This is a genomic window from Sphingobacterium litopenaei, from assembly GCF_014692495.1.
Lineage (GTDB): Bacteria > Bacteroidota > Bacteroidia > Sphingobacteriales > Sphingobacteriaceae > Sphingobacterium > Sphingobacterium litopenaei.
The window spans coordinates 186347-201416 of record NZ_JACOIJ010000002.1 but is presented as its reverse complement, the minus strand read 5'-3'; the positions used below and the strand labels follow the sequence as shown (position 1 = coordinate 201416).

The window sequence follows — 15070 nt, the reverse complement described above, 5'->3', positions numbered from 1 at the left end:
AGAAAATGAAAACGAAATTAACAAAACTTACTATAGCAATTGCATTAGCAACCGCAGCATCATTTTCGAGTTGTTCGAAATTTGATGAAATAAATACTAACCCTACGCAAGCAAATGAAAATCAAGTTCAAGTAGAGTATTTTATTAATAATTCAATAATTGCAGCGCAACAAGATCCACATATTGCTGAACGCGTATTTGTATTGTATTGGAAAGCTGCTGGCCGTCAACACCTTTCAGGAGGTATTACCAGTGGTGGATACAATGATGATTGGACAAACGATTATTGGCGCTACATCTCAGAATGGTTAAATCACGCAAATACAGCACTTCAAATCGCCGAAATGAAAGTTGTAAATGGCTCTGCGCAACCTTATAACAATAACCTTACTCAGGTAGCTAGAATTTGGAGAGCATATTTGATGAGTGAATTGGCAGACAATTTTGGTGCTATTCCTACCGAAGCATTTGCTGGCCAAAATCCAGAATTCAAATCAACACAAGATGTGTACTACTTCTTGTTGGCCGAACTGAAAGATGCTACAAGCAAAATAGATGCTAATATAACTCGTCCTGACAAACTTCAAAACCAAGATCCCGCGTACAAATATGATTGGGACAAATGGATTCGATATGGTAACTCAATGCGCCTTCGCTTAGCTATGCGTATCGCTGAGGTAGATGCTAATAAAGCAAAATCAGAATTTGAAGATGCTGTAGCATCCAACAAATTAATCACTACAGCAGACCACAATTTCAAAGTAGCAGAGCGACCAGGATGGGATCCACTTTCTGGTGTGATGAGTAGAGAATGGAATGGTCAGGTAATTTCTACAGCACTAAATAATATTTATGTGGGTTTAGGAGGTGTTAAATCCGAGGATCAGTTAGGCGATCAATATCATTCAGCTATAAAACCAGAAAACTACATTGGAAAAAGAATGTTAGGTCATTATTCCACTCGAACCAATGATCCAACAGCGGGATATTTCTTTGATGGTTTACCTAATATTATAGACCCACGAGCCTATAAAACCTTCTATATACCGGGAGATATTAATAGCAATACTTGGTCTAATTATCCTTCATATACGAGCGATGCTTCGACTACCCAAGTTAAATTTCCTCCTGTAACAGGATTCAATACGGATACTATTAGGATAGATACGAAATTCACTTGGAGCACGGCAGTAAGTGGTGACTTTGGAGCCAAAGGCGCTGTGAACCCAATTCGTTCGATTCAAGTCGGAAAAATGCCTGCACTTGCCAAGACTTATAGAACAAGTAACTCTTCCCGTATATTCTTCGCGAGCTGGGAAACTTACTTCTTACTTGCTGAGGCTTCGCTAAAAGGCTGGAATACGGGAACTACTGCTCAAGCGGCTTATGAAAATGGCGTGAAAGCTAACTTTGATTACCATGGAGTTTCCCAATATGCATCAGCATACTTGAATTCTGAAACCTACAATAGAGTGGGAACATCGGTAAAATTCACCCATACAACAGAGCCGGGTGCTTCGAGAACGATGAATTATGTAGACGGCTACACAGGAGTGGCAGGCACCGCAACTATTCAATATCCTGTCAATAGTATTTATAAAAACGGAACTGTTCGCAACGATGCTTTAACAAAAATCATAACCCAAAAGTATATTGCAAATATGCCATGGTTGCCGTTAGAAGCATGGTCAGATCACAGAAGATTAGGTTTACCTTTCTTCGAAAATCCTGCGATTGAAAATCCTTTGCCAAATTTGCCAGCATTGACAACTGCAAATTACATGACCAATCAGATCAAATTTTTCCCACAAAGGTTAAAATATCCATCTAGTCTAATGAACTCCGACAAAGATGGCTATGATAAAGCCGTTTCTTTGTTGGGTGGTCCTGATGCGGTATTGACACCATTATGGTGGGCTAAACAAAACTAAGTTATCTTTTATTCATATGAAATGCGCTCCATTGGGAGCGCATTTCTTTTTTGGACTATAAAAGAATACAATCCTAAAGGATACAATGGAAAAGAAAAAAGAAGAAAATTTTTACTAAAAAGAAAAAAGTAAAACTTTTTTTTAGTAAAATAGCTATACAATTATTTTGATCTTATAATCCACTAATTGCAATACCAAATAGTCTCTCAGTAAAGTTTTAATTTTACATTTTTCTAAAAAAGATAATATTTAGCCTTATTAAATTTTAATTTTATTAATTTTTAATTTATATATTTACAAAAATAAAAACCAATTACCATGAATCTAAACACTAACATCCTTAAAAATTTGTTCTTTTTGGGCTCTACCTCCATCGGCGATTTAAGCCTTGCTGTAGAAAAAAGTATACCTATTACTACCAAAGGAATCAAAGACCTACTAAAAAAAGGATATATTATAAATTTAGGTCTCACAGATTCTACAGGTGGTAGAAAAGCATATTTATATAAAGCCGATAAAAATAAATTAGGATATATAATTTCGATTTCGATAGAAAGGAAACGTACTTTGATTGATGTTTATAATATGGATATCGAAAAGGTTGTAGATACGGTGAAAATTCCTTTATTAATCACCGCGGAAAACGAATTACTGGAAGAAATTGTTAGTGCTGTTGAAAATATAAAGCAACAGTTTGGTAAATCAGCCTTTTTGGGTATTGGTATTATATGCCCAGGTTTCGTAGATGCTGAAAAGAAAATTAATTCTTCGCACTTACCTGATTCTCCTTTGTATAATGTAGCGGGCATTTTAGAAGAGCGCACATTATTACCTACTTATATTGAAAATGATTCAACAGCGATTGCTTTGGTAGAAAAACATTTTGGGAAAGCTAAAAACTCTTCTCATACTCTTGTAATCAATTTGACATGGGGTGTGGGATTAGGAATTCTTATCAACAATAAGATCTTTAAAGGTCATAAAGGTTTTGCTGGCGAATTTAGTCATATCCCATTAGCAGATAGTAATAAATTATGCAGATGTGGCAAAAAAGGCTGTTTGGAAGTAGAAGCTTCTCTCCAGACTGCTATTGATTATATTGAAGAACGTCTTAATGCAGGAGAAGCTTCCATTCTAAGTACCAAAGATGGTCCGATTACTTACGAACAACTAGTGCATGCTTACAATGTAGGGGATCAACTGACAATCGAAGCAATTAAAAAAATTGGACATATGCTGGGGAAAGGAATTGCAACGTTAATTCATATTCTCAATCCAGAAAAAATAATTCTGGCAGGAAAAGGAATAGTTTTTGGCGATATTATCCTTTCAGAAGTACAATCTTCGATTCATCTTTATTGTATTCCTCGTCTTTCTGATCAAACTAAATTAGAATTATCTGAATTAAAGCATGATTTAACAGTGGCTGCAGCAAGTACATTGATCGAACAAATTCCTAAAATTTCGTTGTCTTAAAAGAAAAATTATTCTAGGTTATATTAATTATTATACAGAATTAATCACTAAAAATTAACCAATATACCTTTATTTCAAAAGTTTTTTAAAAACCATTCGTTCATTTCCAAAAACTGTTATCTTTAAAGAGAGGTTAAGTAAAAATTTGATAATAACACCTCTAATTAAACAATTTAGCTGGATATTAATGTTTGAAAATGACTCTTTGGATAAGTTCAAGGTAGAAGGAATATTACGGATAAATACCACGGGCTTTATCATAGAGCTCACTCCTGAAGCACAATATTTATTATCCATAGCTGATGTGGATAATATAAATGTGCTTGAAGAATATTCATTCTTAGATTACAACTCTTTAAGACCAGTATTATCCGAAATCCCTCTCAGTAACGACTCAAAGTACATTATCCAAGTAAATACAAACAAAAATACGAAGTACCTTTCTGCTCATTTTCAACTATGCCAATCTGAAGATGAATATATAGTTTCATTGTATGATAATACATTTTTAATAGAACAACTTATACAATTAAGGAAACAGGAACATCATTACAGGCTTTTAGTATCTTCGATTAATGATATTATTTTCGAAGTAAATAAAGAAGGAGTGTTCTTAAATTATTGGACAAATAAACCAGAACTACTAATACTCCCTCCCAGCACCTTCCTTGGAAAAGTTTTAACGGATGTTCTTCCTCCAGCAATTTCAACTAAAGCTAGTCCTCTAATACGGGATAGCCTCGAAAACAGAACTGAAAATACCTTAGAATATAGCTTTGCTCAGGGCAGTGAAAACATCAAATGGTATTCATTAACGATCAAACCTATTCCTGATAACGCGGAAATCGTTGCCGTTGTCATTACCGATATTACCAAGCAAAAAGAATATCAAGATCAATTGATCTTTTCAGAACGCAAGTTCTATCAGGCTTTCCATTTTTCGGGTGTAGGAACTACGCTCACCTCTATAGACGGCTACGTGGTAGAAAGCAATCATACAGTTTCAGAAATTTTAGGTTACTCTAAGGAAGAGCTTCAAAAGATCCGCTCGAAGGATATTACACATCCAGATGATAAGAAATATGATTTATTGGTGCGAAATGAATTAATCGAGGGAAAAAGAAATTACCAAACATTTTTGAAAAGATATCTACATAAAAGTGGCTATTATGTATGGTGTTCTATTACCATTTCTTTAGTTCGGGATACCCAAAAGAATCCTAAATATTTCATAGTTCAGCTTGTAGATATGACAGGTTTAAAAAGAAATGCAGATGAATTAGAAATCAAGAGAAATCATTTAGAAACAATAAAAGTACACTTAGAATCCAAAATTCTGCAAATAGAAGAAGCCAATCATATCATAGCGCACAACTTCCTAAGTCCTATAGCTAATATTAAAATGTTAATAGACAGCATCAAAGAATCTCGGGAAAAAGAAAGCATAGATGTGTTTCTGGAACTTTTAAAATCAAGTTGCGATGAATTGGATGAAACCGTAGAAGATTTAATTGTGATTACCTCCGATATTAATCCGACTAAGGATAAAAACGAGATAGAACTTTGCAATTTTCATGCTGTCTTGGAAAAAATAATCAACATACATAATCCAACTATACTACAAAAAGCAGCAACCATTACTAAAGATATAGAAGTTAAAGAAGTAAAAACCCAAAGAGTTACTTTATACAGTATCATTGACCAACTTTTGGATAACGCTTTACAGTTTTCAGATCCTAAAAGAAAACCTCTAATTCATGTGAGAACCTATCACGATGGGAATTATGTTACTTTGTCTATTCAAGACAACGGCCTGGGAATGGAATTGGAGAAAATGAAATCACAACTTTTTATGTTTAAAAAGATATTTCATCGGGGATTTGAAACAAAAGGTATCGGTCTTAACATCACAAAATATCAAGTGGAGTCTCTTGGTGGTAAAATAGATCTTATAAGTAAGGTGGGCGAAGGCACAACATTTTTTGTTAAATTTCCAATAATATAATATACAATGGCCGATTACAACGTAGTTCTCATTGATGATAATGCTATTTTTCGATTCATATTCGAAAACATGGTAAAGAATATTGAAAATATAACTATAGATTTTATAAGTTACGAAAATGCATTAGATGCATTAGGAGCTTTGACCGCGCAAAATCAAATGAATAGTAAAATGCCAGATTACATATTTGTAGATATTAATATGCCTTATATGTCAGGATGGGAAATGATGGACAAAATTCAGGAAGAAAGCTATCGGTTTATACTAACTTCTAAGATTTTCATTATTAGTTCTTCTCATCTGGAGTCGGATAAACAAAAAATAAATCAATATCCTTTTATTTTAGATTATGTTCAAAAACCTTTGAACAAGGAAAAATTAAAAGAACTATTAACAAACGCTTAAACTTTTATTGCGCCTTTAATTGCTTTTACTTCCATCCCTACTGTCGTATCACTTCCATCAGTGATAGCAGAAGAATGAAAATAAGAAGCTCCTGTTTCGTACAGAATATGCTGCACATTAGTAGAACGCAACCCACCACCAGGCATAATGGTGATTCTGTCATTAGCCAATTGTACCAGCTCCCGCAAATTACCCAGCCCTATATTCACATTTGGCTTACAACCTGATGTTAAAATAGTCTCAAAACCACAGAATATAACCTCTTCTAATGCTACTTTAAAATCTGGAACTTCATCAAAAGCCCTATGAAACGTACAAGAAAGTGGTGAAGCCAATTGTACCAATTCGCGATTTTGCGCAACATTAACCGTGTTGTCTTCGTTCAAAACACCAAACACCAATCCATCTACACCCATTTGTTTAATACGCAATATATCTGCTTTCATTTGTTCGAATTCAGCTTCTGAATACACGAAATTTCCGCCACGAGGACGAATCATAACATGAAGTTTATTTTTTAACTTATCACGTGCTTCTTTGATATCTTCATCCGAAGGAGTCGTCCCACCGACATCCATTCCCGCACACAATTCAACGCGATCTGCACCAAATTCTTGTGCTATCAATGCAGATTGTACATTAAAACTTGCTATTTCTAGTTTAGCCATTATTCTTCAAATACGATTTTCCCTTTATTAATTCATTTCCTTTTGCATCATACTTGGCATAATTAAATCCGCCATGTATGCAATACGCGCCATACTCTCCTTGTTTATTTAAAGCGATAAAGCCAACTTGTATATTATCTAAGGTTTTGCCTCTCTTTTGCGTAAACTTAATAATTCTTTGCACCGCTTCTTCACAAGCTTTTTGCGGAGAATTTCCTTGACGCATTAACTCTACAACCAAATGACTGCCCACAGTACGGATAACTTCTTCGCCATGCCCCGTAGCCGTCGCTGCGCCAATTTCATTATCTACATACAATCCCGCACCAATAATAGGCGAATCTCCTACTCGACCGTGCATTTTGTAAGCCATACCACTCGTAGTACATGCTCCCGAAAGGTTGCCCTTCGCATCCAATGCAATCATACCAATCGTATCGTGATTCTCAATATTGACTACAGGTTCATACTTTGCTGTTTTTAACCATTCTTTCCATTCTTTTTCAGATGGTTCGGTCAATAGATTTTCTTCCAAAAAACCTTGCGACTTGGCAAATTGCAAAGCACCTTCACCTACTAACATGACGTGTGGTGTTTTCTCCATAACCGCTCGTGCCACAGAAATAGGATGCTTTATATTTTTCAAAGCAGCTACAGAACCAATATTAGCATTTTCATCCATAATACAAGCATCCAAGGTGACTTTGCCATCACGATCCGGACGTCCTCCATATCCCACACTGCGCTCTTCCGGGTCTGCTTCTGTAAGACGCACACCTTGCTCTACTGCATCTAAAGCTCTGCCTCCCTGAGATAAAATTTTCCAAGCTTCTTCATTCGCTTTTAAACCGAAATCCCAGGTTGATAGGACTATCGGCTTATTCGATTTAGCTTTTGTGCCAAAAGAAAAAGCTTGTGATGCCGTCGTAAATAAGCCAACGCTAAGCGTGGAGAGTCCTATTTTTTTAATAAAGAATCTTCTTGAATGCATAATATAGTATAGCCTTTATATTGATTAGCTAAATATATCAATTATAAGTCCATTTAAAAGAAAAAATGCTACTCGATTGAGTAGCATTTTTTCTTTTAAATGGCTTTTGTTTTATTTGCCAACCAACTTGCTTCTGCAGTTGTCAAATGAGGCGATAATTTATCAAAGACGAATTGGTTGTAATCATTTAACCAATCGATATGTTCCTGCCCTAATAAATCTTTATTTACTAAATCTGTATCGATATAACAGATAGTCAGCGTTTCAAAGTTCATAAAATCGCCAAAAATGCTGTTATCATGTTTTTTAGCCAAGACTAAGTTTTCAATACGAATACCGTGTTTTCCTTCTCGGTATAAGCCCGGTTCTATAGAAGTAATCATTCCTTCTTCAATAGCGATATCTGTCGGAGTAGGATTGAAAACATGAGGACCTTCGTGCACATTCAAGAAGAAACCAATACCATGTCCTGTTCCATGACCGTAATTACGTAAGGTAGCCCAAATGGGTCTACGTGTAATGGCATCTATTTGATACCCCTTAGAACCTACTGGAAAAATAGCTTGACTTCCTTCTATTGTTCCTTTCAACACAATTGTGTAATCATCTTTCTCCTCTTGCGTAATATTACCCAAAGAAATCACGCGCGTAATATCGGTTGTTCCTGTTTTGTATTGGCCACCAGAATCGACCAGCAATAAACCTTCTGGTTTCAATGTATAATTGCTTTGTTCCGTAGCATGGTAATGTGGCAAAGCTCCATGATCTAAATAACCTGCAATAGTGCTGAAACTTACATCCACAAATCCGTCTTGCTCTGCACGAAATCCCTGTAACTTCTCAGCAATTGATATTTCGGATAATTCCTCTTGACCAATAGCCTCTTCTAGCCATTTGAAAAATTTAGTCATCGCGACACCGTCATTAATCATTGTCTGACGGATATGATTAATCTCTACCTCATTCTTAATTGCCTTTAAGGAAGTAGAAGGATTGATTTTTTCTACAATCTTAACCGAAGATGGAATACTATCGTAAATAGCGAAACAAGTACGTTTTGGATCGATAACTATAGAAGCTGTATCAATATTCTTCACAAACTCTAATGCTGCTTCATAATCAGCAATTTCAACACCTTGGCTATTTAAGATAGCGATATCTTCAGGAGACAGCTTACCATCAGCAATAAAAAGTATAGCTTTATCTTGTGACAAGTACACAAAAGATAAGACCACTGGGTTACAAGGAACATCCTGTCCACGGATGTTTAGCAACCAAGCAACGTCATCCAACGAAGAAATGAAATGACTTTCTACTCTTGCTTTTGCTAAGATTTGACGAACAGCAGCCAATTTCGAAGTTGTTGATTGTCCCGTTGTGCTTTCATCCAAAAGAAAAGCTTTTACTTGCGGAAGTTCAGGTCTATCATTCCAAATTGCAGAAAGTAAATCTACATGTCCATTCACCTTAATTTGCAAAGGCTCTAGAATACTTTTGACGGTGTGAGCTACTAATAATGAGGCTAAGTTGCCATCAAAAGCGACCTGAGCACCTTCTTCTAATTGCTCACTTAACCAATCGGCATATTCAGCTGCCCCTTGTGTTTTTAATTTTACCAATTCAAACCCCGTACCCGCCAATTGCTCATTGGCTTGTACAAAATATCTTGCATCCGTCCATAATCCTGCAAAGTCCTGAGTAATAACTAAAGTACCTGCAGAACCTGTAAACCCAGAAACCCAAGCAATACATTTATACCTTTCTGGAAGATACTCACTTATATGCGGATCAGATGATGGAATGATATAAGCATCAATTCCTTGGCTTTTCATAGCCGCTCTGATCTGTGCTAATCTTTCTAAATGTGACATAGTTTTTGATATGTAAAAGTAATGCAAGTTAAACATTTATATTCCCATAATGGAAATCGAACACAAATGTGTGTACCTTTTTTACAAATACGGTACATAAGGGATAGTTTTGAAAAATGTATATTTGCTCATATACCCAATACTATGAAATTACAATCTATTTTACTAGCAAGCATCCTAAGTTTGGGCATTACGTGTACTACGCAAGCGCAAACAATCAAACAAAAGTTAGAACAGAGTTTTTCAACTTTTACGAAGCATCCTTCTCTTACAAACGGTATAGCGGCGTTGCATGTAATCAATAGCGAAACAGGGGAAACGCTTTTTGAAAAAAACACGACCGTAGGACTTCCAACAGCTTCGACCTTGAAAGTCATTACTTCTATTACGGCCTTAGATATTTTAGGAAAAGATTACACGTATAAAACGAAGCTGTATTATACTGGAGAAATTGATTCTGTCGGCATCTTGCATGGAGATATTGTAGTGCATGGTGAAGGAGATCCCACTTTAGGTAGTCATCGATATGCACACACCAAAGAAGATGTGATTTTAGCCAAATGGAAGAAAGCAATTATCGATGTTGGTATTACATCCGTTGATGGGCGTATTATAGCAGATGATAGTATGTACCAAGGCATAGATGTTCCAGGAGGGTGGATTTGGACAGATATGGGCAATTATTACGGTGCTGGTATTTCTTCGTTGAATTGGCGTGAAAATAGCAGCGGAATTAATTTTCAAGCGGGAAGAATTCAAGATGATGCCCCTATTTCGAATACCACATCGGATTTAAGTTATTTGAAACTGGTAAATCAAGTTAAAGTAGGCCGTCCCGGCTCAGGCGATAATGTATATGCTTATTCTGCACCATACAGTGAGAAAATTGTCATTAAAGGAACTTATGGTCAAAATTTGAAAAAAACAATTGAGATTTCTTTACCTGATCCAGCTTATGATTTAGCTTTTAATTTTCAAAAAGTTTTGGCAACGGATAGCATTGAAATCCTGCAAGGAATCACTACAGGCCAACGTATGGCTGAAGAAGGACAAAAAGTACCACAAGCTTCTAAAGAATTGGATACTCATGTATCGCCTCCTTTGCACGAAATAGTACATTGGTTCAATCAACGCAGTATCAACTTATATGGAGAAGCTTTATTAAGAAGCATTGCATTTATTAGCGGAGGCAAAACATCAACTTATGATGGCGCACAGTATGTAAAAAAATATTGGGAGCAAAAATTGAATCTCAAATCCAGTGAATTGGATATTGTGGATGGCTCCGGATTGTCTCCTCAAAACAATGTGACTACTAATGCTATGAACCAAATTATGCAATATGCACTCAAAAGACCTTGGTTTAGTGAATTCCAAAAAAGTCTGCCAACTTATAATGAAATGACCATGAAAAGTGGAACTATCAATGGAACTTTAGGCTATACTGGCTATCATACTGCTAAAGACGGCAAGAAATACACTTTTTCCTTATTAGTTTACAACTATGATGGTGGAGCTTCGCAAATGCGTCAACGCATGTTTACACTACTAAATACATTAAAATAATAGTGAATATTTTTCGTCCATATTAATATATAATAATACTTTTGTGGATTAAGTAGATTACAAAAAATAAATTATGAGCAATATTAACAGAAAAAAGGATGCCCTAAATTATCATGCAATGGGTCGTCCTGGGAAAATTGCAGTCGTTCCAACAAAACCGTACAACTCACAGAGAGACTTATCATTAGCGTATTCACCAGGTGTGGCAGAGCCTTGTTTGGCTATTGCAGCCAACCCCGAAGATGCATACAAATATACCACTAAGGGAAATCTTGTGGCAGTAATCAGTAATGGTACTGCTGTTTTAGGACTTGGGGATATCGGCGCACAAGCCGGAAAACCTGTAATGGAAGGAAAAGGTCTTTTATTTAAAATTTTTGCGGACATTGATGTTTTTGATATTGAATTAGACACAAAAAATGTGGATGAATTTGTCAATATCGTCAAAGCATTAGAACCGACTTTTGGTGGTATCAATTTAGAAGATATTAAAGCACCAGAATGTTTCGAGATTGAAAGACGTCTGAAAGCTGAAATGAATATTCCTGTTATGCACGATGACCAACATGGTACAGCTATTATTTCAGGTGCAGCATTGATAAACGCTTGTGAATTGCAAGGCAAAAATATCGCTGACGTGAAAATCGTTGTTAACGGTGCTGGTGCTGCGGCTATTTCCTGTACAGCGATGTACGTGGCAGTAGGCGCACGCAAAGAAAATATCGTCATGTTGGATAGTAAAGGTGTAATCCGAAAGGATAGAGAAAATCTTGATCCAACAAAAGCAGAATGGGCTACAGATAGAGATATTTATACTTTAGCGGATGCCGTAAACAATGCTGACGTATTTATAGGTTTATCCGCTGCGGATGTTCTGACACCTGAAATGTTGAAAACAATGGCACCAAAACCTATAGTATTAGCGATGGCTAATCCAAACCCAGAAATTGCGTATGATTTGGCCGTTGCGACTCGTGACGATATCATTATGGGTACAGGACGTTCAGATTATCCAAACCAAGTAAATAACGTATTAGGGTTCCCATACATCTTCCGTGGAGCATTAGATGTTCGTGCAACAGCTATCAACGAGGAAATGAAAATTGCTGCGGTGAAAGCCATAGCTGAATTAGCAAAAGAACCTGTTCCTGAAGAGGTAAATCAAGCGTACAACACTAGCAATTTACGTTTCGGCACGGACTACGTTATACCAAAACCTACAGACCCTCGCTTGATTACGGAAGTTTCTATGGCCGTTGCCAAGGCTGCTGTAGAATCAGGTGTAGCACGCAAAACCATTGAAAACTGGAATGTCTATAAAGATGAATTACGTAAACGTCTAGGAAAGGATGATGGTATTATGCGTCATCTTTCTGCAGTAGCAAAAAACAATCCTAAACGTGTGGTTTTTGCAGAAGCAGATAATTACAAAACTCTCCGTGCTGCTCAGATCGTGAAAGAAGAAGGCATCGCTATTCCTATTTTGTTGGGAAATAAAGAAAAAATCACTTCTTTGATTGAAGAATATGCCTTCGAATTAGACAACGTTACCATCATTGATCCACGTAAAGAAGTAGATAGTCCTCGTTTCAACGAATATGTGGAAAACCTGTATAAAAAACGTCAACGTCGTGGTTTATCCAAATTTGATGCTACACATCTTATCACAAACCGCAACTATTATGCAGCAAGTATGGTGGAATTTGGTGATGCGGACACATTGATTTCAGGTTTGACACGCAACTATGCTTCTACAATTAAACCAGCTTTACAAGTTATTGGTGCAAAACCGGGTAGTCGTATTGCTGGTATGTATATGATGTTGACTGAAAAAGGACCTTTATTCTTTGGTGATACTACCGTGAATGAAAACCCAACAGCTGAAGAGTTAGCAGATATTACGGTTTTAATTGAGAAAACGGTACGTCGTTTCAACGTGAAACCTCGTGTGGCCTTATTGTCGTATTCTAACTTTGGATCAAACGATGGCCCTACTTCAATCAAAACTCGTGAAGCGGTAAAATTATTACACCAAAATCATCCTGACTTAGTAGTAGATGGCGAGTTGCAAGCGAACTTTGCATTGAATAGTGAATTGTTGAAATCTAACTTCCCTTTCAGCACATTGAATGGACAAGCGGCGAATACACTTATTTTCCCGAATCTAGAATCAGGTAACATTGCTTATAAAATGTTGCAAGAAGTGGGTAATGCAGAAGCTGTCGGTCCTATTTTATTGGGAATGAACAAGCCAGTACACGTATTGCAATTAGACAGCTCGGTACGCGAAATTGTGAATATGGTAACAATCGCTGTTGTGGATGCGCAATCATACGAAAAACAATAAAAATGTACGATTATTTTAACGGTAAATTGGTATTCAAAGCCCCTACGCATGTTATTCTTGAAGTAGGAGGAATTGGATACCATATACATATTTCATTAACAACGTATTCGCTGATCAAAGATCAGGAGAACTCCAAGTTGTTTATTTCTTTTCAAGTAAGAGAAGATTCGCATACATTATATGGCTTTGCGACAGAAGGTGAACGTCATTTGTTTAACCATTTGATTTCCGTTTCTGGAATTGGTCCGAATACGGGGCGGATGATGCTTTCTTCAAGTACTCCGGAAGAGATACAATCTGCAATCGTGAATGGTCAGGTGGCTATGATCCAAAAAATCAAAGGTATTGGCCCCAAGACAGCACAACGTGTTATCCTGGAACTTCAGGATAAATTGAAAAAACAAGGTGATGATGCTTTATTGCCTTTACCAATTGCAAAACAATCTGTGCCAGAAGAAGCTTTAACAGCTTTAGTTATGCTTGGCTTTGCCAAAAATCAAGTCGAAAAAGTATTGGCTTCTATTGTTCAAACTAGCGAATCACTTTCCGTAGAACAAATTATCAAATTGGCTTTGAAAAAGCTATAAAATACAAAAGGGGGAAATTTTCCCCCTTTCTTTTCACACACCTGATACAAACTTAAATTATAGTTTGATTAATCTCCATTTTTGTGCATTACCCGTATTGGCATTATAAATTTGAATTTTAGTACCATCTGTAAAAGCTCCTTGGTTGACATCCAAATTGGAAGTTAATTTATGTGCTGGGCTTAACGTATAATACCCATTTCCTACATTGGTTATTTTCCATTTTTGTGCATTTGTACAGTTATCGCTATATATCTGTACTTGCGTACCATTGGCTGTTCCAGCATTCGAGACATCTAAACATTTTGTAGGAGCAACAAGAGGTTGAAGCTTATAAAAACCGTTTCCTACGCTGGTGATTTTCCATCTTTGGGCATTACTATTATTTGGCGACCATAAATGAACTTTAGTTCCGTCAGTAGTTCCACTAAAATAAACATCTAATACACTTGAGCCATTCGTAGCGGATATTAATTGATAGGTAGATCCTGATTCGATATCCGTAGTGGGCGTTGGATTGTAGTACCATTATCAAAACTTGTATTTTGTCCATAAAGAATATTTGAGGCACCCGATAAATAAGAAGCAATATTAGTAGAACGCAAATCATAATAAAGAAATACACCGTAGCCATCTGTTTTTGTTCTGTTGGCAAAACTTGTCAGTGTTGAACTAGAGGTGGAATTCACATCAATAGCAGCGGCACCTAACCTTGATTTATCCAGACCAGGAATATTTGGTGCCGAATAAGTACTATAATACGGATTCCAAGCATAATCTACTTTTGAGCCAACTGTTACCCCGTTAAAAGAAAGGCGAGAAGCTGATGGACCAATATTATAAAACGAAATGATTTTGTCTGGCATTAAATCCCTTAATGCGGTAACCAAATACACAAAAGAAGAAGAATTAGGTTGATCAGTACCATTTGCACCATAGTTAGCATATTCATTATCTAAGTCTACCCCATCCAAATCCTTCTGACAGCCTACTTGGATAATAGTGGCTAAAGCGACTCCAAAAATTGCAGTCCATCTTTGAATTGTGCCTCGAACTTTCATAACACATTAATTTGGTTTATAAACTAGATTTATTAAGATAATTTGGTTATCATAAAAAGAAATAAACATCAGTTCCATAATTTCCCATCATAAAACCCAACTAAAACGTTTTATCTGTTTAATCAAACTTAAACAAAAGTTTATTAAGAAACAAATTCTTTG

12 protein-coding genes are annotated in these 15070 nt (G+C 36.3%); 7 read left to right on the top strand and 5 right to left on the bottom strand.

Annotation, left to right across the window (positions count from 1 at the left end):
- The first annotated feature begins 5 nt into the window (after nucleotides 1–5).
- From H8B04_RS02055 to H8B04_RS02040, 4 genes are all read left to right on the top strand, one after another.
- Entirely contained in the window at nucleotides 6–1931 is a 1926-nt protein-coding gene (locus tag H8B04_RS02055; RefSeq protein WP_165290060.1) for a SusD/RagB family nutrient-binding outer membrane lipoprotein, read from the top strand.
- Between the two features lie 318 nt (nucleotides 1932–2249).
- Complete coding sequence (locus tag H8B04_RS02050) at nucleotides 2250–3407, top strand: ROK family protein (RefSeq protein WP_165290059.1); 1158 nt, start codon at nucleotides 2250–2252, stop codon at nucleotides 3405–3407.
- A gap of 187 nt (nucleotides 3408–3594) precedes the next feature.
- Nucleotides 3595–5412: a PAS domain-containing sensor histidine kinase gene (locus tag H8B04_RS02045; RefSeq protein ID WP_190301276.1), complete on the top strand. Its 1818-nt coding sequence runs from the start codon at nucleotides 3595–3597 to the stop codon at nucleotides 5410–5412.
- 6 nt (nucleotides 5413–5418) lie between these two features.
- Nucleotides 5419–5817, top strand: coding sequence for a response regulator (locus H8B04_RS02040; protein ID WP_190301275.1), 399 nt, complete (start codon nucleotides 5419–5421; stop codon nucleotides 5815–5817).
- Here H8B04_RS02040 and H8B04_RS02035 read toward each other — a convergent pair.
- From H8B04_RS02035 to H8B04_RS02025, 3 genes are all read right to left on the bottom strand, one after another.
- Nucleotides 5814–6485, bottom strand: a complete 672-nt coding sequence (locus tag H8B04_RS02035; RefSeq protein ID WP_190301274.1) for a copper homeostasis protein CutC — start codon at nucleotides 6483–6485, stop codon at nucleotides 5814–5816. The genes H8B04_RS02040 and H8B04_RS02035 overlap by 4 nt on opposite strands.
- A complete protein-coding gene (locus H8B04_RS02030) occupies nucleotides 6478–7476 on the bottom strand; it encodes an isoaspartyl peptidase/L-asparaginase family protein (RefSeq protein WP_190301273.1) in 999 nt (332 codons plus the stop codon). Before H8B04_RS02030 ends, H8B04_RS02035 begins: the two co-directional genes overlap by 8 nt.
- A 95-nt stretch (nucleotides 7477–7571) precedes the next feature.
- Nucleotides 7572–9347, bottom strand: a complete 1776-nt coding sequence (locus H8B04_RS02025; protein WP_165290055.1) for an aminopeptidase P family protein — start codon at nucleotides 9345–9347, stop codon at nucleotides 7572–7574.
- Between the two features lie 144 nt (nucleotides 9348–9491).
- Between H8B04_RS02025 and dacB the strand changes: the two genes are divergently transcribed.
- From dacB to ruvA, 3 genes are all read left to right on the top strand, one after another.
- The gene (dacB, locus tag H8B04_RS02020) at nucleotides 9492–10913 is read left to right on the top strand and encodes a D-alanyl-D-alanine carboxypeptidase/D-alanyl-D-alanine endopeptidase (RefSeq protein WP_165290054.1); all 1422 of its coding nucleotides are present in this window, start codon (nucleotides 9492–9494) and stop codon (nucleotides 10911–10913) included.
- A 73-nt stretch (nucleotides 10914–10986) separates the two neighbouring features.
- Nucleotides 10987–13260 (top strand): NADP-dependent malic enzyme, encoded by a 2274-nt coding sequence (locus tag H8B04_RS02015; RefSeq protein WP_190301272.1) that lies wholly within the window; start codon nucleotides 10987–10989, stop codon nucleotides 13258–13260.
- Nucleotides 13261–13262: 2 nt separating this feature from the next.
- The gene (gene ruvA / locus H8B04_RS02010) at nucleotides 13263–13847 is read left to right on the top strand and encodes a Holliday junction branch migration protein RuvA (RefSeq protein ID WP_165290052.1); all 585 of its coding nucleotides are present in this window, start codon (nucleotides 13263–13265) and stop codon (nucleotides 13845–13847) included.
- A 57-nt stretch (nucleotides 13848–13904) separates the two neighbouring features.
- On the opposite strand, the gene H8B04_RS17395 is transcribed toward ruvA, so the two are convergent.
- Nucleotides 13905–14318: an RICIN domain-containing protein gene (locus tag H8B04_RS17395; protein WP_394354868.1), complete on the bottom strand. Its 414-nt coding sequence runs from the start codon at nucleotides 14316–14318 to the stop codon at nucleotides 13905–13907.
- Nucleotides 14318–14908, bottom strand: a complete 591-nt coding sequence (locus tag H8B04_RS02000) for a glycoside hydrolase family 18 protein (protein WP_190301271.1) — start codon at nucleotides 14906–14908, stop codon at nucleotides 14318–14320. Before H8B04_RS02000 ends, H8B04_RS17395 begins: the two co-directional genes overlap by 1 nt.
- Nucleotides 14909–15070 lie beyond the last annotated feature (162 nt).

Bases quoted from the DNA above. Each gene is read 5' to 3' on its own strand.
- H8B04_RS02015 (WP_190301272.1), top strand. From the start codon at position 10,987: ATGAGCAATATTAACAGAAAAAAGGATGCCCTAAATTATCATGCAATG.
- H8B04_RS02040 (WP_190301275.1), top strand. From the start codon at position 5,419: ATGGCCGATTACAACGTAGTTCTCATTGATGATAATGCTATTTTTCGA.
- ruvA (WP_165290052.1), top strand. From the start codon at position 13,263: ATGTACGATTATTTTAACGGTAAATTGGTATTCAAAGCCCCTACGCAT.
- dacB (WP_165290054.1), top strand. From the start codon at position 9,492: ATGAAATTACAATCTATTTTACTAGCAAGCATCCTAAGTTTGGGCATT.
- H8B04_RS02050 (WP_165290059.1), top strand. From the start codon at position 2,250: ATGAATCTAAACACTAACATCCTTAAAAATTTGTTCTTTTTGGGCTCT.
- H8B04_RS02055 (WP_165290060.1), top strand. From the start codon at position 6: ATGAAAACGAAATTAACAAAACTTACTATAGCAATTGCATTAGCAACC.
- H8B04_RS02000 (WP_190301271.1), bottom strand. From the start codon at position 14,908: ATGAAAGTTCGAGGCACAATTCAAAGATGGACTGCAATTTTTGGAGTC.
- H8B04_RS02030 (WP_190301273.1), bottom strand. From the start codon at position 7,476: ATGCATTCAAGAAGATTCTTTATTAAAAAAATAGGACTCTCCACGCTT.
- H8B04_RS02035 (WP_190301274.1), bottom strand. From the start codon at position 6,485: ATGGCTAAACTAGAAATAGCAAGTTTTAATGTACAATCTGCATTGATA.
- H8B04_RS02045 (WP_190301276.1), top strand. From the start codon at position 3,595: ATGTTTGAAAATGACTCTTTGGATAAGTTCAAGGTAGAAGGAATATTA.
- H8B04_RS02025 (WP_165290055.1), bottom strand. From the start codon at position 9,347: ATGTCACATTTAGAAAGATTAGCACAGATCAGAGCGGCTATGAAAAGC.